The 17144-nt window shown below is 51.6% G+C and carries 9 protein-coding genes; 4 read left to right on the top strand and 5 right to left on the bottom strand.

Annotated features, from left to right (window positions below):
• Nucleotides 1-35: 35 nt before the first annotated feature.
• A complete protein-coding gene (locus tag BUB38_RS03825; protein ID WP_139258210.1) occupies nucleotides 36-2216 on the top strand; it encodes a PEGA domain-containing protein in 2181 nt (726 codons plus the stop codon).
• A 67-nt stretch (nucleotides 2217-2283) separates the two neighbouring features.
• On the opposite strand, the gene priA is transcribed toward BUB38_RS03825, so the two are convergent.
• Complete coding sequence (gene priA / locus BUB38_RS03820; RefSeq protein WP_073157419.1) at nucleotides 2284-4371, bottom strand: replication restart helicase PriA; 2088 nt, start codon at nucleotides 4369-4371, stop codon at nucleotides 2284-2286.
• Nucleotides 4372-4499: 128 nt separating this feature from the next.
• On the opposite strand from priA, the gene BUB38_RS03815 reads away from it, so the two are divergent.
• Together BUB38_RS03815 and BUB38_RS03810 are read left to right on the top strand one after the other, a co-directional pair.
• Nucleotides 4500-7400 carry a DUF349 domain-containing protein gene (locus tag BUB38_RS03815; protein WP_073157265.1) on the top strand — a complete coding sequence of 967 codons (2901 nt, stop codon included), beginning with the start codon at nucleotides 4500-4502 and terminating at the stop codon, nucleotides 7398-7400.
• A 102-nt stretch (nucleotides 7401-7502) separates the two neighbouring features.
• Entirely contained in the window at nucleotides 7503-8474 is a 972-nt protein-coding gene (locus BUB38_RS03810) for an L-threonylcarbamoyladenylate synthase (RefSeq protein ID WP_073157262.1), read from the top strand.
• A gap of 126 nt (nucleotides 8475-8600) precedes the next feature.
• Here the strand turns inward: BUB38_RS03810 and gmk are convergent, their stop codons facing one another.
• From gmk to BUB38_RS03790, 4 genes are all read right to left on the bottom strand, one after another.
• A complete protein-coding gene (gmk, locus tag BUB38_RS03805) occupies nucleotides 8601-9161 on the bottom strand; it encodes a guanylate kinase (RefSeq protein ID WP_073157260.1) in 561 nt (186 codons plus the stop codon).
• A gap of 119 nt (nucleotides 9162-9280) precedes the next feature.
• The gene (locus BUB38_RS03800) at nucleotides 9281-10192 is read right to left on the bottom strand and encodes a glycosyltransferase family 2 protein (RefSeq protein WP_073157257.1); all 912 of its coding nucleotides are present in this window, start codon (nucleotides 10190-10192) and stop codon (nucleotides 9281-9283) included.
• A gap of 20 nt (nucleotides 10193-10212) precedes the next feature.
• Entirely contained in the window at nucleotides 10213-12819 is a 2607-nt protein-coding gene (locus BUB38_RS03795) for an NPCBM/NEW2 domain-containing protein (RefSeq protein ID WP_073157254.1), read from the bottom strand.
• Complete coding sequence (locus BUB38_RS03790; protein WP_175547635.1) at nucleotides 12816-14780, bottom strand: M6 family metalloprotease domain-containing protein; 1965 nt, start codon at nucleotides 14778-14780, stop codon at nucleotides 12816-12818. Before BUB38_RS03790 ends, BUB38_RS03795 begins: the two co-directional genes overlap by 4 nt.
• Nucleotides 14781-15005: 225 nt before the next feature.
• Here BUB38_RS03790 and BUB38_RS03785 point away from each other — a divergent pair, with 225 nt between their 5' ends.
• Nucleotides 15006-17075, top strand: coding sequence for a transketolase family protein (locus tag BUB38_RS03785; RefSeq protein WP_073157248.1), 2070 nt, complete (start codon nucleotides 15006-15008; stop codon nucleotides 17073-17075).
• The last annotated feature ends 69 nt before the right edge of the window (nucleotides 17076-17144 follow it).

The raw sequence follows: 17144 nt of genomic DNA, 5'->3' as shown, positions 1-17144 counted from the left end.
TCTTTTCTATTACATAAGATTTTGAGGGACGCGATATGAATTTAAAAGTTCTTTTTGGAGCGCTAGTACTTTGCAGTTCGGTTGTTTTGGCTGATGATTGGGATTCTGTAGGTTGGGACGACGCTGGTTGGGATGAACCTGCTCCCGCGGCAAAACCTGCTCCTAAGCCCGCTCCGGCTCCTGCCCCGGCACCCGCTCCTGTGGCACAGCCCGCTCCGGCTCCTACCCCGGCACCCGCTCCTGTGGCCCAGCCCGCTCCGGCTCCTGCCCCGGCACCCGCTCCTGTGGCACAGCCCGCTCCGGCTCCTGCCCCGGCACCCGCCCCTGTGGCCCAGCCCGCTCCGGCTCCTGCCCCGGCACCCGCTCCTGTGGCACAGCCCGCTCCGGCCCCAGCTCCTGCACCCGCTCCTGTGGCCCAGCCCGCTCCGGCTCCTACCCCGGCACCCGCCCCTGTGGCCCAGCCCGCTCCGGCCCCAGCTCCTGCACCCGCCCCTGTGGCCCAGCCCGCTCCTGCTCCGGCCTCCGCTCCGGCTGCCGAACAACCTGCTACTTTCGTACCGTCGGTTGCTCCCGTAGCATCAGAACCGGCTCCGCAGAGTCCTGCCCCTGTGGCTAATGTGGCTCCTGCTGGTGCCGCTTTGGATCTGGATAAGTTGACCGCCAAGGATACCGACGACTTTAACATTTATTCCAACCGACTGCAGCTGATTATGGACAGCGTTACCGCCGCCCACATTTTCGTACAGCAGATTGAATCCGATGTCAAGGCTCAATTGCCCCCTCTGGCTCCCAAGGGCGAATTTGAAAAGATGGCTGATTTTGAAAAACGCAGAGCTGTCTACGACAAGGAAGTTAAGTCACTTTCTGAAGCACGTTCCCGCGTTGCAGTAAAGCGTATCGCTGAACTTGAAGAAGCGGCTGATAAAATCAGGAAAATTCAGTCTGGTATGTACTCCGATGTAGAAGTGCGTACCTTCCCCGAAAATGCTCAAGTGGTTCTGTCTACTACGGGTGAGTCCTTGGAAGCTCCCGCTAAGTTCGAAAGCGTTGTTCCTGGCAAGTTGACGGTGACCGTTTCTTATCCCTCTTACGAAACAAGAGTTGTAGAAGTTGAATTGAAGGCCAATACCAAGTTGAAACTTGATGTTGTTCTTGAAGAACAGAGCATTTTCTCTAGAGAAGGTGAAATCAAACTTTCTGAACTTCTGCTCAAGAATTCCACAAAGTCTGAAGAGTATAAGGCTCGTGTGGTTATCATCGAAAATCGTATCAGACAGACTGATGGCGAACGCACTCAGATGATCAACAAGTTTATGGCCACTTACCCCAAGTTGTCTCCCCAGCAGCCAAACGAATCATCCGAAGAATTCGCTCGCCGTAGGGATCAGTGGCAAGAAGAAGGAAACCGTCAGTATAGTGAACTGATTTCCCGTTGTGACAAGTATCGTGAACGTCTGCTTCGCGCCATTGAAGTCTTGAACGACTACATGGTTGCTGTTCAGGCGGAGACTATTCGTGCCGAAGCTCCCAAGGCTCAGGTGACCATTGGTTCTTATGATTCTGAAGCTGAAACCTTCAGCGTGTCTGTGGTGGATTCCTTGGATGTCGCAACTCCGTTCTTGTTTAGCGGTGTGATGAAAATGCCGATTGACAAGGCTGCAACCTTTGATCGTTCCGCTCCTTTCAAGACCGAAGTGGAATATCTGAATTTCCCGTTGAAGACTCAGGCTGGCGACCGCTATATCGCAATGTCCAATCTTTACTTGAGCCGTGGCGGAGTTCCCTTTGACGTGGACGGTTCTTTCTCTGTGAATGAATTTGCCAATGAACCTGAATTTGTCAATTGGAAAGCCAAGTCCGATTCTATTCTTGCTGGAGAATTGAAAACCCGCGGCCTTACTGCAGAATATGCCTACGGTAGCGATATGCCTTCGACTCAGCAGCAGTCTGGCGAGTCCTGGACTTGGCGCGCATGGACCCGAATTGCTGCCGCAGTTCTTATTGCCGGTGGTGTAGGTGTGGGCATCTATGAGAACTCAAAGGCTAATGATGTTGCTAACGATTATAACACTTCTGTGTTCAGCAATTACGAAGAAAAACAGGCTGCTCAGAAAAAGGCTGTAGATGATATCGACCATCATCAGACGCTCCGTAACGTTTTCTATGGCGTTGCCGGTGCAGGTCTTTTGGCTGGTGTGATTACCTTTGTGTTCTAAGTCAAAACGTTTCTAATGAAGAACGGATGCTCCTATAAGGAACATCCGTTTTTTTTGTATGCGTTTCCTATTGAATTTCCACCTTTATATCTACTCCCATAACCCAGGGTTTGGGGGAGTTGACGATGGGCGAAAGAATTCTCCGCACGGGGGCCAGATCCTGTGTCTTGATGTAGAGTCTGGTCCAGTGTACGTTTTGCACAATGGGGACGAAGGCGTCTACGGGGCCTAATACCATAAAGCTCTTGTCGGCGCGGAGGATGTTTTCTAGACGTTCCACCGTATGGCGTAAAAGGTCTGGGTCCTTGCTGCCGCAGCTGATTTCTACCAGCTTGCAGAAGGGCGGGTAGCAGGCGGCTTGTCGGTCGTCAGTTTCCATGGAGGCGAAACCTTCGAAGTCATGGTGAATGGCAAATTGCATCACCGGCTCGGAGGGCTTTAAAGTCTGAATGAAGACTCGGCCTTGGTCGCTTTGCGGGTCGTCGGATTTGCGGGAGGCTCGGCCGGCTCGACCTGCCGTCTGACTCAATAATTGGTAAAGACGTTCGGTTGTTCTAAAATCGGGGATGCCTGTGCCGCTGTCGGCTCCGACGATTCCTACCAAGCGAACTCCGGGGAAGTCGTGGCCCTTGGCAACCATCTGGGTGCCAAGCAAAATGTTGAATTCACCGCTGCGGAACTGGTCCAGAATTTTTTCGGTGGCACCTACGTTCTGGGTGGTGTCGCGGTCCATGCGGATGACTTTGGCTCCGGGAACCCAGCCGTTGATTTCTTCTTCCAGCATTTCGATGGCTCCGCCCACGAATTCGTAGGTGTCTGCTCCGCAGCTGCCGCAGGGGGTGTTTACGGGGTAGAGGGTGGCGCAGTAATGGCACATGAGAGAACGGTACTGCTTATGATATACCAGAGGAATGTGGCAGTTCTTGCAGTAAAGGGTTTCTCCACATTCCGTGCAGACTCGAACCTTTGAATAACCGCGGCGGTTCATCAGGATGATGGCCTGGTCTCCGGCGGCCACGTTTTCGGTCAGGGCTTCGCGGAGGGCGGGGGAGAGCATGATGCCTTTCTGCTGGCGGTTCTTGCCCATGTCTACGATGTCGATGTGAGGCATGGGTGCCTGGGTGGCGCGTTCCTTTAGCGTCAACAGCTTTAGCTTTCCGGTTTGTGCGTTTGTGTAGGTTTCAAGGCAAGGAGTTGCGCTGCCTAAAACCACAAGGGCTCCATGCTTGAATGCCAAGTGGAATGCTAGTTCACGGGTGTGATATCGTGGGGCAGGGTCCTGCTGCTTGAAAGAAGAATCGTGTTCTTCGTCTAAGATGACAAGGTCAAAGTCGAAGGGAGCCAGAATGGCGCTGCGGGTACCAAGGACTACTTTTGCATCACCGCGCATAATGGACAGATAGCCTTCTCGCTTTTTGGGGGCGGACAGGGCGGAGTGCAGAACCACGATGGGAACTTGCAGAAAGTCTTCAAACCGTTTGGATGTCTGCGGTGTCAAACCGATTTCGGGAACCAGGATTAAAACTTTTTTGCCCTGGCTCAGGGCGACTCGGGCTAACTCCTGATAAATGCGGGTCTTGCCGGAACCGGTAACGCCGTGAAGGAGGGTGCCGCGGAAACCGGTGCCGTTAAGATCGGCGACTAGGGACTGCAGTGCGTTATTTTGTTCTAACGTCAGCGGCGGCTGGGCGGTAGATTCTGCGGATGGCTTTACGGTTGCACTAGGGGTGTCTGCCGGCAAGTCTGAATTTTTCGATGCGGCCAGGGCGTCCAGGAACTTTTCAAAATCGGCAGGCCAAAAAACAAATAGCGATTTCATTGGCGTGCTTATATAATACCTGGCGACCCATTCCAGATTTTCCATGTATCGTTCGTTAAAGGAGTATCCGGATTGGTGAGGGTAGGCGGGGCGCACCTGGAATGAGGGCCGCTGCTGGTGTACCTTGGAAACTACGGCCAGGGCAGGCTTCTTGCGTGTGGCGAACTGAACCCATACAACATCACCGCGTTTCAGGGTGACGCCAACAGGGACTCCGTATGTATAGACATCGGGAGCCATGGGGATGTACACTTCGCAGAAGTCGGTCAGCAGCTCGGGTTTGAGCTTGTTATGAACTTCTTCGGGGGCGTTTAGTTTGGGAATTCGTCTTGCCACGGCAACAAAGATAGTTAATAGTGTAAAAAGCACCTAATTTCTGCCATTTTTTTATTGACAAAACTTTTTTTAGTTAGATTATGCTATACACGAGCCCCCAAGGGCTTGTCTACCTATTGGAGAAATTTATGAGCTTATTTGATTTTGTAAAACCGAACTGGAAAAAGTCTGACCCCGCTATCCGCCTCAAGGCAGTAGACGAAGTCGACGATCAGGACATTATTGAAGGTCTTGCCAGCGACGTGGATGTTCGTGTTCGTACAGCTGCCGTCAAGAAGGTGGCTAGCCTGGATACTCTCAAGCGCATCTCTCAGAATGATGCCGACGAAAGTGTAAAGTCCCTGGCAAAGAACCGCTATCTGGAAGAAATCGTCAAGAAGCTGAAGTCCCTGGATTCTGCAACGAGTGAAGATATTGCACTGCTTTCTGAAATTAAGGATACTCACTTCGCCGATGACTTGCTGAAGGCTGCCGCTACTTGCGATGCCATCCGCGAAGAACTGGTGAAGTCTTGCACCAAGGCTAGCGTTCTTACCATTGTGGCTACCCGCGATGCCAAGGAATCCGTTGCCATGGCCGCTGCCGAAAAGGTGACTTCTGAATCCTTTATGGCTGACATCGCCAAGAGCTCCAAGCATACTTCCGTCCGTAAGATGGTGGCCGATAAGATTCGCGCCAAGAAGGAAGCCGAAGATGGTGGCAAGAAGGCTGCTGCTCTGTTGGCTGGTAAGCAGGAGGCTCTGCTGGGTCAGGCACATCACCTGGCTGCCCAGAAGGATCCTCTGGCTGTGAAGTCTCAGTTTGAAGAACTGATGGCCGAAGCCCGCGCCTTGGGCATGGGTGACAAGCAGGCTGCCCTGGATGAAGTTTATGCAAGCTTTAATAAGTTCTGCGATGAAGCCAATGCCGAAAAGATTGCCGCTGAAAAGGCTGCCGCCGAAAAGGCCGCCAAGATTGCCGCTCTTTCTGCTAGCCTCGAAGAACTGGAACAGCTGGTTTCCGAAAACAAGTTGGCCGATTGCGCAGAACGCGTTGACGCTATCTTGAACGATTGGGCCGAAGGCAAGTCCATGATGGATGCCTCCTTGATCAAGCGCTTTAACAACGCCTACTTCAAGGTTCAGGAAGTCCGCAAGCCTGTGGTGGTGGATGCTCCTGCTGTAGACGCTGCTGACGAATCCGCCCGTCCGGAACTGCTGGAACGTCTGCAGGCTCTGGCTGACACCGACGTAAATGAAACTACCGGTAAGCACCTTCACGGCATTGTCCGCGAATGGGAAAAGCTGCCCCTGCTTGAAGGTGAAGATCCGATCCTTCAGTCCTACAATGCTCTTCGCAATAAGCTTTCCGAAAAGATTTCTTCCTTCACTGAATCCGCTCAGAAGATGGTTGAAGAAAACTCCGTCAAGCTGAAGGCCATTATCGAAAAGGTCAAGTCCTTCGACGAAAATGAAGACTTCCGCGAACTGAACAAGAAGGTTCGTGAATGCTACAACCAGTGGAAGGAAATCGTTGGCGAACAGAAGTTCAAGTACCACGACCTGTGGCAGGAATATAAGGCTGCTACCAGCCGTTTCCAGGAAATGCAGCAGTGGGAAAACTGGCGTAACGAACAGGCTCGCGATGAACTGCTGACCGAAATGGAAGCACTGACCAAGGAAGAAGCTAGCCAGAACGTTCTTAGCAAGCTCCGCGAATTCAGCAACCGCTGGAAGGAAATCGGCCCCGTATCTGCAGCAAAGCTTCAGGACTACCGCGATCGCTTCCAGGGTTACTATGAAAAGGTCAAGGAAAACTGCACTGCCTTTATCGAAGAGATGAATGCAGAACGCATTAAGAACCTGGCCGACAAGGAAGCCATTTGCCAGAAGATCGAAGAACTGGTTGCCAATGCTGAAATTTTCTGGAAGGACAAGTTCAAGTCCGTTCAGGAACTCCAGGAATCCTGGAAGAACATCGGCATGGTTCCCAAGGAAAACGTGGCTGCCCTTACCGAACGTTTCAAGGCCGCTACCAACGCTTTCTATGCTCAGCATAAGGAAAACCTGAAGGCTGAAGATGAATCCCGCGAAGCTAACTACGAAAAGAAAGTTGCCCTCTGCCTGGAAGCAGAAGCCATTCATGAATCCAGCGACTGGAATGCAACTTCTAACAAGTTAAAACAGCTGCAGGATGCATGGAAGGCTACTGGCCCCGTACCCAAGAGCAAGTCTGACGAAATCTGGACTCGCTTCCGTACCGCCTGCGATGCCTTCTTTGAAAAGAAGCGTGCTCACTTCGAAGAAATGGATGCTTCCAAGCAGAAGAATCTGGAGGCCAAGACCGCCCTTTGCGAAAAGCTGGAAGGTACTAGCGAACAGACTTCCCTGGAAGAATTGAAGGCCGCCGAAGCAGAATGGAAGTCTTTGGGTATGGTTCCCAAGGAAGCTGTAGAAGCTATCAGCGATCGCTTCAATACCGTTTACAATAAGATTCTTGCCCGCCTGGCAGAAGCCGATGAAACCCTGGCTGCCGCCCTTGCCGAAATCAAGGCCAAGAAGCAGGAAATGATCAACAAGGTTTCTGAATTTGCAGAAAGCGCCGGATCCAACCAGTTGGCCGATGCTGTCCGCGAAATCCAGAAGGAATGGCGTGAAGCCGGTTCTTGCGGCGCCGAAGACATGACTATGTACAAGCGCTTCCGCGAAATCTGCGATGACTTCTTCACCCGCCGTCGTGACCAGCTGGACATTCAGGAACAGGCTCGCCAGAACAACCTTCAGAAGAAGTTGCTGCTCTGCGAACAGGCCGAAGACCTGCTGACCGACCTGAGCGAAGCTACCGTGGGCGCTTCCATGAACAAGGTGAAGCACCTCCGTCGCCTCTGGAAGGAAGTGGGTGCCGTTCCCCGTGAACATTCCGAGAAGACTTGGAACCGCTTTAACTCCGCCTGCGACAAGGTGTTCGCTTTTGGCCGCAAGGATGAACCCAAGGCTGAAGAAGCTGCTGATGCTTCTGCAGAGGCTCCCGCTGCCGAAACCGCAGAATAAGCGGAAACCTAAGGATAAATGCAAAAATTTAAGGATGGTCCTTTGGGCCATCCTTTTTTGCATCTAGCAGAATCGGTGTCAAATTTCTAAATTTGGGCCATCATGAAATTTCCCCCTTGGACATCAGTGGATGAAGCCGCCCGACTTTTGGCAGACGGGCAGGTGGTGGCTATTCCTACCGAAACGGTTTACGGCTTGGCCGGCAATGCATACGAGCCTAAGGCTCTGGCACAGATTTTTGCCATTAAGGAACGTCCGACCTTTGATCCCCTGATTGTTCATATTTGCGATGTGGAACAGTTGAAGGATATTGCCAAGGATATTCCCGAGGCGGCCTACAAGCTGGCTGAAGCTTATTGGCCTGGTCCCATGACCTTGATCCTTCCCAAGAAGGATTGCATCCCTGACCTGTGTACTAGCGGCCTTCCTTCTGTAGCTGTACGCTTCCCGGCTCATCCCATTGCCCAGGAAATTATCCGCAAGGCTGGTGTGCCTTTGGCGGCCCCTAGCGCAAACCTGTTTAAGCACGTGAGCCCCACAACCGCCCAGCATGTGGCAGACCAGCTGGCTGATCGTGGGTTGGCGGGTATTGTTGATGGTGGCGCCTGCGACGTGGGCGTTGAAAGTTCCATCATATCCGTGGTGACGGAAATTCCTACGGTTCTTCGCCCCGGTGCCATAACTCCCGAAATGGTGGAGAAGGTCTTGGGTAAGGTGGCTATCAAGGAATCTACATCCAAGCCGGGTCAACCCATGGCCGCTCCTGGCCAGTGCGATACCCATTACCGCCCTCAGGTGCCTCTTTATTACGGCGAGGTTCCTGCCGGATTCAAACTTCCGGAACATACTGTGCGTATTGCATTTGGTGATACCGTCGGGCCGATTCCCGCTACCCTTAATCTTTCCGAAAAGGGAGATATGTTGGAAGCGACCGCCAAACTGTATGCCTACATGCATGATCTGGATTTGCCGGAATACGATTTGATCTTGGTGGACCCGGTTCCCAATGTTGGGGTGGGGATGGCCTTGAACGATCGCCTAAAGAGAGCTTCTATAAAGATGCATGGGGGCTAACTGCCCTCCTGGACCCCCTGCTCAGAATGTGCGTTGCACATTCTGGTCGTTGAGTTTCGCTTCAACGATTTTTTGTTTGTCAATCCCGAGAGGACTCGGGATTGACTGTTTTATTTCAACGATTTTTTATTTCTTTTTCAGGATGGCGCGGAGTTCGTCGGCGGCTTTTTGCAGGTCGTCGTTGACGATGATGTGTTCGTACTTGCCCTGAGTTTTAGCAAATTCAACTTCCTTCTTGGCGTTTGCAAGGCGGAGCTGGATGACTTCTTCGGAGTCGGTGCCACGACCGCGGAGGCGACGTTCCAATTCTTCGTCGCTGGGCGGGAGAATCAGGATGCCTGTTGCAGTGGGATAGACTTTGTCAAAATTCACCTTGCCGAAAACATCAAGGTCAAACAGGACTCGATTGCCTTCGGCCAGAGTCTGTTCAACGAAACTCTTGGGAGTTCCATAGTAGTTTCCATGAACTTCATTCCATTCAATCAGACCGTCATTCTTGATCAGTTCTTCAAATTCTTCCTTGGTCTTGAAGAAGTAATGAACGCCATCGACTTCACCGGCACGGGGCTGGCGGGTGGTTGCAGAGATGGAATACTTGATGTCCGGAAAGTCCTTGATGACCAGGTCCTTGAGGGTGGTCTTGCCTGCGCCACTAGCGGCACTCATAACGAATAATTTGTTGTTCATATTCTGCTTTCAGTTTTCTGTTTCGAGCTCGCAACTGCGTTGCTTTCTGCTCTGTTTAACGCGGCTTCGCCGCCTTGTTTAAATCTCAATGCTCGCCACTCATCACTCGTGGCTGTCTACTATTTCTTGTCTTCGATGTACAGGGGACGCTGCTTGACTTCGTCATAGATTCGTCCGATGTATTCGCCCATGATTCCAATGGAAATCAACTGTACACCGCCAAAGAATACGATGGCCGTCATGAGAGATGCCCAGCCGGGAACCGTGGTGGTGGGGTAGAAAATCTTTTCGATAATGGACCAGACGAACAGACCGAGTCCCACGATTGTGGCAAACATGCCTGCGTAGAAACTGAGCTTCAAGGGGGCGGAACTGAATCCAGTAATGCCGTCGAACGCCAGTCGGAGCATCTTCTTTAGGGGATACTTGGATGTGCCTGCAGTACGTTCGGCTCGATCGTACTTGACTCCGATTTTCTTGAAGCCTACCCAGCACACGAGACCGCGGAGGAATCGGCTACGTTCCGGCAGGTTCTTCAGCTGGTCCACCACGCAACGGTCCATAAGACGGAAGTCGCCTGTGTCGGGCGGAATCTCGATGCTGGTCAACTTGCCGATAAGGCGATAAAATGCAAATGCGGTAAACTTCTTGAAAATGGTTTCGCCGGCACGCTTGTTGCGCTGGGCGTAGACAACTTGATAACCTTCACGCCACTTTTCCAGCATTTCGTGAATCAGGCTGGGCGGGTCCTGCAGGTCACCGTCAATAATGACGACTGCATCGCCAGAAGCCTTGTCCAGGCCTGCGCTAAAGGCTGCCTGGTGACCGAAGTTGCGGCTGAAGTTCACGATCTTGTTGTTGGGGTTGCTGGGAAGTAAACCTTCTACAATTTCGCGAGTGCGGTCCTTGGATCCGTCGTTCACGAAAATTAATTCATGTTCCACGTTTTTCAGTTCTTCTTCAAGAACTTCGTATGTCTTGGCAACGATTTCTTCTTCGTTAAAGACGGGAATAATAACAGATAAAAGCATTTTAACCTAACCGATTTAAACTAGGGAATAAGAACTGCATTTACGAAGTCTACGTGAGTGCAGTCCTTGCTGCCCTTGGGGGTCGACTTCAAAGTTAGCTTTTGGACACCTTCAATACGAACTGTTAAGGTGTGTGCGGTACCATTTGTGAAGACCGGTGTAGAATTCAACACCTTTCCGTCACCTTCAATTTCTACAAAAACGCCGTCACTGCAGAGGGATTCGTCATCCAGACCCACTGTGGTGCGGAATAGGGAGTACTTGCCGCCGACATCGTAAGTCGTCTGGGAGGGGGAATGGGTTCCCAGTCCGCTGTCGTAATTTTGCCCGTCAACGGTCATCTTCTTCCCTTCGATGCTTGTGTTGAAGTGAAGATTGCCCCAGCCTTGCTGATGACTTTCATAATTCAATTCGGTTAGCGGAATGGCGCCACCTTCCTTGTTCATATAGTTAATCACCTTGTCTGCCAGTTTTTTCTGCTTACTTGTGTCATTAACTATAAAGCGGAACTGGTTGAAACCGGGCTGCAAGGCCTCCGTCGAGGTGACCTGCTGGAACTCACCAAGTTGGTAAGGCTTGCGGATCATAATCTTGTTGTTCAGAGTAATGATCAGTTCCCAGTTTGCGATGGCTTCGCTAGATTCCTTTAGGGAGTAGGAAATGCTCAAGGTGTCGGTGACGACTTTATTTACGTCTGTGTTTTCATCAACCTCGTTCAAGTTTTTTTCTGCGGGCTGTGCTTCGGTTAGCTTGGGTTCCTGGACGTCAATAATCTTTTGAGTATTGTAGTTCTTGCGACCGTTAAACTTGGCGATTTGAACCCAGTAGTTGTTCGTAATAAGGATGTTCTTGATTCCGTCCATTTCCATTTCGCGCTCGAATACGTCGCAAGTGGTGGGGATGCGGTGTTCCACTGCTTTCTTGTGGTAGGTCTTGCTATCCCAACAATCCAGTCCACGGATATAATAGACTTCTCCCTGGTAGCGATCTATCAATTTCTGCATATTTTCGGAGGACAGATTTCTGGCCCTGTCATAATGAATGGAAGAAATTCCGTAACCGACAAAGTGCCAAGGTCTGCCATAGATAAACATCCTCGGTTTCTTGGGAAGTTCTCCCAGCCATTCTAGGATGGAATGTTCTTCTACGGTCAGGTGATTGCGGTTATACATGATGTTGTTGTTGAAGTCTGCCTTGTAGTGGAACGTCCACCCGGTAAAGCCGAGGGCGACCAGTATCATAATGGCGATCAGAGTGACCGGCGAAGGCTTCTTGTCGCTTAGGCTGTTGGCCAATGCCTGGATCAAGTGGGCTATGGGCAGTGCTGCCACGAAAGCCATACTGGGAATCATGACTAGGCTGTAGCGCTGGTTGATCTGGATGCCGAAATCCCCGGAGACGTTTTCAAGAATCATGTAGGTCTGGATATGATAGAGGAGCAGGAACGCCAGCATTTTCAGATAGAAGTAGCGGCTTTCTCCGGATCCCTTAACGGAATCCCAGACGGCTCTGCATAGCAGGTAGATTCCGCCAACGGCAAACAGATAGTTGAAGTAAGTCAGGAAGGGGTTGGTCAGTTCGCCGTTTTCCTTGAGGGGTAAGGTCATCTCTTGCCAGTTCTTGACCAGGTCTTCAAGGAAGTGGCCGTGGGCGCTGAATTCGCCCCCCTGGAAACCGAAACCCTGGAAGTAGCTGATGGTCAGCAAAACGGGGGTAGAGAATACGGAAAGGATAACGAAGAAGGTGGGGCACTTGGCGCTTTTGGAATCCAACAGTTTGGGTAATGCAAACAGGATGAAGGGCGCAAAGCAGAATACTGTTTCTTGACGGGTCTGGGCGAAGAAGGCCAGAACCAGTGCCAGTATGGCCCAATGCTTGATTGTGTTACGGTCATAGGTCCATTTGAAAACCAGGAGTGCCAGGGCCGAAAGGAAAATGTAGAGGGGTTCCACGGACATGGCGCGGAACTGGAAAAGTACGGTGGGTTGTAGCGCCATTAACAGGGAGGCGAAGAAGGCTAGGAGCGGTTGCCTTGTCCAGGCGACCACGGCCAGGAACATGAGCAGGATGGCCAGAGGAAGCATGGCCAATTCCATGTTGAATATCCAATGAAGATCAGTGCCGAGGAACGGCATGCCGATGAGGTAGAGGAATGCCAGACCCTTGGTCTTGAAGCTGTTGGATTTGGCGATGCAGTTCAGGGAACCGTTTTCGAAGTACCCCTGGTTGCAAGTTCCTGATTCCTGGTTGTAGAACATGTTCTGTGCAACAGAAAGGAAAATGCTTTCATCGCTTTGGACTCGATGGCGGGCCTCAATCTGGGTGCCGGCAAAAATGGTAATGGCTGCTGTAAAGACCAGGATGGCGATGCAGTAAGGTTTCGCCGGAAGGATGGACTTGAGCCAATCGCGCAAATCCTTGTGAAGCATGACAAGCAGGGCGATCCCTGCGGCGAGCTGCACGAGGAACAGGGGCATAGGCAATTTAAGATCCAGCATCTGTATGGTGGACTTGTGGCCTACATTAGGTCCGAGGTAAATGAGAAAGGGAATTATGATGGCTACGATAAGACCGACAATGGTTCCACCATGAGCCAGATTTTTCAAAAGTTTCTTTAGAGAATTCATTCCCTAAATATAAATAAACTGTGCCCGATTTTTTTGCCGTTGCGGCTTACCGATAGCATCAATGGTTGCCTATAATGGCGAAGCTTTTCTGTGGGCATGCTGCCGGTGAATTCTTCCTGGAATAAAAGCTGACCGTTCATAGAGAAAACCTGCAAGGTCTTGACTTGCGTGCTTTCAAAATTTGTCTGCGAAAGCCTGTTTCCGGCAACGTCCTCTTCGGCGATTTCAATCCAGGGGGCGGAACTGGATTCAGGCTCCGGTTCCACTTCCGCTTTGCTGCTGGAAGATACCTGGAGATCGATGATTTCTTCATCCACGGGAACGCTGTCCGAGGGTACTTCCATCAGGTCCTCTGCAGTACCTTCCATCAGGTCGATGCTTCCTGAGTCGGCGTCCATATCCACATTGAACGTGATGTAGGAATAGTTGCGAGATTCGGAAATATTGCTAATGGATACCCCCAGGTCTGTGTTGCCCCAGGTGATGAATTTGTTAAAACTTCTGACTCGCGCACTTCCGGGGAATGGCGTTCTTGTTCGGTTCTGATAGCTTCCGTTTCCGCTGGCTTCTTCGATGTCTACGTGCAGGTGAACGCCCGTATTTACGGCGGCGGAATCCCAGGCATTCTTGTTATAGTCGATATGCCATATGAGCATGCCGTGGGTAGGCAAGGCTTTGTCCCATCCCGAGGAACTGCGGTATTCCATCAAGAAAAATTCGTCGGGATTTTTGGGGCTGGTCACTTGCAGGGCGACGTTGTTCTGGAGGCCACTCAGTTTGACGGATCCTTTTATATTCAATTCCGTAGTAGAAATCCAGCCCAGTGAAAGTCTCTCAAATGCAGATAAATTTGGCGGAACCGTTCCTGCCGCTTCTTTAGTCGTTAGACGGTCGTAGGCTCCGGCGTCCATAAGGTCCCAGGTGGAAGGCGTGAAAATGGTATCGTTGTTTGAATACAGGTCCATAAGACCTAACAGATGGCTGAATTCATGAAGGAACTGCCCGACACCCGATGTTATTTTTGTCGTGGAATCTTGCTGGTTCGTTGCTCCATCCAGTTCGGCGCTGCAGGCGTAGGGTTCTACGTAGTAGGTCTTTCTCAGGGATGTCGAAACCCTGTAGGGACTTCTGAATATCCATTTATGGGGCCAAATGGATGAATCCTGTTTGGAATCGTGGGCGCCGAAGCCGGCAAAGATCATGTGGACGAAGTCTAGGTAACGGTTGTTGTCGTTGTCGTACTTGCTAAAATCAAAATTCTGTTTTTTAAGAGAGTCCAGCGCTTCCTTCAAGGCGTTTTGCGCCCCCATGGTTCCGTTGCGGGATAGTTCTCCGTAATTGGCTACTGTGTTGCTGACAGTGAATGGACCGACCACGTCAAAGTGGGGCTTGAATATGCCAAGGGAATTGTCTACATAGTAATCTCTGGCGCTGCCCTGATTTCCGCCTAGCTTGTATCCTTCCTGGTTGAGTAGACTATCGAAAACGGCCTGGGGATTCTCGGATGAGAATTTCACATCCTGGAATTGGACGAGGACGACTAGGACGTTTTTTTCTCCGGATTTCAGGTTGGGATTTACGGCGGGCATACGGAGGGGCGACGGGGTGGATTGCTCCGTATTGGCGCTATCCATTTTTGCCGGGGCGTCCGGATTGATAGGGTTGCTGATTTGTTCGCGGAGTTTGCTGAGGGCGTCTGATTTTTTGTGCGGCTTTCTGGAAGAGGGTTTGCCGTCATCGCCTACGTAACGGAGTACGCCCTTGCTGTCGCGGGTCATGGGGTAGCCGTCAACGGATTCGACGTAATGGAATCTTTCGTCCCCCTTCTTGGTTACGGTTAGGGTGGTTCCGTCAGGTTGTCTTACCTCGTAGTTCTTTTCGGGGGCGGGTATGCTCCAGACACTGGTCGCCAGGATGAGTGACCATACAAAGACCCAGATAGGACAACGAGACGTTTTCATGATAATGAACATAAAAAAAATAAGATGGCAGAGAAACACTCAAATTTTTATAGAAATGAGGTTTTTTGTTTCGTTTAGTGAACGTCTGTGTACTGCTTGGGGCTGAAATTCCCGTTTTCGTTCACGTAGTGGGATATGTGGCCTTGAGAATTTTATGTAAAAAACTAAATTTGGCTCAAATTTTAAGGGCGGCTCATCGCCTATTATATAGAGAGAGGTAAAAAAGTGCAAGACGCGATCGTTACTAAAGCGGCTGACAACGTTCGAATTCTTTCCGCTGCCATGGTGCAGAAGGCTAAGTCCGGTCATCCGGGTGGAGCCATGGGTGCAGCTGATGCTATCAGCCTGCTTTTCGCAGAATTCCTCCGCTTCGATCCTGAAAACCCCAATTGGGAAGCTCGTGACCGTTTCTTCATGGATCCGGGCCATATGTCTGCACTTCTCTATTCCGAACTTGCCCTCCAGGGTAAGCTCAATATGGAAGACCTGAAGAACTTCCGCCAGCTGAACAGCCGTACTCCCGGTCATCCGGAAGTTGAAGTGGCTCTTGGCATCGAAAACTCCAGTGGTCCTCTGGGCATCGGTCATGCAGTTGCCCTGGGTAACGCCATTGCAGAACGCTTCATGGTGGAACGTTTCGGCGACATCCTGAACCACAAGGTGGTCTGCCTGGTTTCCGACGGCGGTCTCGAAGAAGAAATCGCCTACGGCGTGGGCCGCGTTGCTGGTCACCTCAAACTCTCTAACTTGATTTTCTTCTACGATGCAAACCAGGTCCAGCTGTCCTGCCGTTGCGAAGACGTGATGAGCCACGACTTCAAGAAGCAGTACGAAGCATGGGGCTTCCGCGTTATCGACGTGGCTGATGGTTCCGACATTGCATCTCTCCGTAAGGCTTTCAAGGAAGCATGGGCAGAAACTGAAAAGCCCACTATCGTGATTGGTCACACCACCATGGCCAAGGGTGCCATTGCTGAAGACGGTAAGTCCTTCGAAGGTGCTGTTTCCACTCACGGCCAGCCGCTGAATGCCGCTGGTGCTTCTACCGACGCTACCGTCAAGAATCTGGGTGGCGATCCGGCTGATCCGTTCAAAATTTTCCCCGAAGTTGCAGAAGCATTCGAAGCCCGCAAGGCCGAACTCCGCAAGGAAGTTGAAGCCTGGAAGAAGGCCAAGGCTGCCTGGGACGCTGCAAATCCTGAAAAGGCTGCAACCCTCAAGGAATGGCTCTCCGGCAAGGCTCCGAAGATCGACCTCTCCGGTCTGGAACTGAAGGAAGGCGTTGCAACTCGCGTTACCTCCGGTACCATCCTCGGCCACCTGGCTGAAAATGTGAAGAACTGCATCTGCTCTTCTGCTGACCTTTCTAACTCCGATAACACTCAGGCCTTCCTGAACAAGACCGGTATCTTCCGCGCTAACGACTTCAAGGGCGGCTTCGTCCAGGTTGGCGTTGCAGAATTGACCATGGGTGCTATCTGCTGCGGTATCGCCCTCCACGGCGGTCTCTACCCGATTTGCGCCACCTTCTTCGTGTTCAGCGACTTCATGAAGCCGGTGCTCCGTATGGCTGCTCTCATGGGTCTGCCTGTTAAGTTTATGTACACCCACGACAGCTTCCGCGTTGGCGAAGACGGTCCCACTCATCAGCCCATCGAACACGAAACTCAGATTCGTCTTCTGGAAGGCCTCAAGAAGGCTAACGGTAAGTCTGAAATGCTGGTCCTCCGTCCGGCTGACGCTTTTGAAACTGTGGCTGCCTGGGAAATGGCTTTCGAAAACAACGATAGCCCCACTACCATCATCCTGACCCGCCAGAACGTGAAGACTCTCCCCGGCGATCGCAAGGTTGAAGCTGCCAAGTGCCGCAAGGGTGCTTACGTTGTTAGTGATAACTGCGGTTCCGCCCGTCCGGACCTCACCTTCGTCTCTAACGGTTCCGATGTGCTCCTGACTCACGACGCTGCTGAAGTGCTCCGTGCCGAAGGCCTCAAGGTTCGCGTTGTTTCTATGATTAGCCCGGCCCTCTTCATGAGCCAGAGCAAGGAATACCGCGACTCCGTCATCACTCCGTGGACTCCGGTGTTTGCCAAGTCCAGCGGTCTCCCGCTGCTGTTCGCTCAGGTTGTAGGTGGCTTTGGTAAGGTTTCCGGTCTGGAACGCTTCGGTGCTTCCGCTCCGGCTGGCGTCCTGGAAAAGGAATTCGGTTACACTCCGGAAGCCGTTGTTGCCGCAGCCAAGGAATACCTGGCTGAATACAAGGCTAACGTAGAGGAATTCAAGAAGAATAACTAGCTGTGAGGGCGGCGCTTTGCGCCTTCGAGGTGTGAGCTCGCCTTGCTGCGCAAGGCTTTGGGGTAAAGC

The organism is Fibrobacter sp. UWH5, assembly GCF_900142505.1.
Taxonomy (GTDB): Bacteria; Fibrobacterota; Fibrobacteria; order Fibrobacterales; family Fibrobacteraceae; genus Fibrobacter.
Note: the sequence above shows the minus strand (reverse complement) of the source record. Positions and strands in the feature narration are given on the sequence as shown.

Excerpts from the sequence above, each read along its gene's own strand:
- BUB38_RS03825 (WP_139258210.1), top strand. The coding sequence starts at position 36 with ATGAATTTAAAAGTTCTTTTTGGAGCGCTAGTACTTTGCAGTTCGGTT.
- BUB38_RS03815 (WP_073157265.1), top strand. The coding sequence starts at position 4,500 with ATGAGCTTATTTGATTTTGTAAAACCGAACTGGAAAAAGTCTGACCCC.
- BUB38_RS03810 (WP_073157262.1), top strand. The coding sequence starts at position 7,503 with ATGAAATTTCCCCCTTGGACATCAGTGGATGAAGCCGCCCGACTTTTG.
- gmk (WP_073157260.1), bottom strand. The coding sequence starts at position 9,161 with ATGAACAACAAATTATTCGTTATGAGTGCCGCTAGTGGCGCAGGCAAG.
- BUB38_RS03800 (WP_073157257.1), bottom strand. The coding sequence starts at position 10,192 with ATGCTTTTATCTGTTATTATTCCCGTCTTTAACGAAGAAGAAATCGTT.
- BUB38_RS03795 (WP_073157254.1), bottom strand. The coding sequence starts at position 12,819 with ATGAATTCTCTAAAGAAACTTTTGAAAAATCTGGCTCATGGTGGAACC.
- BUB38_RS03790 (WP_175547635.1), bottom strand. The coding sequence starts at position 14,780 with ATGAAAACGTCTCGTTGTCCTATCTGGGTCTTTGTATGGTCACTCATC.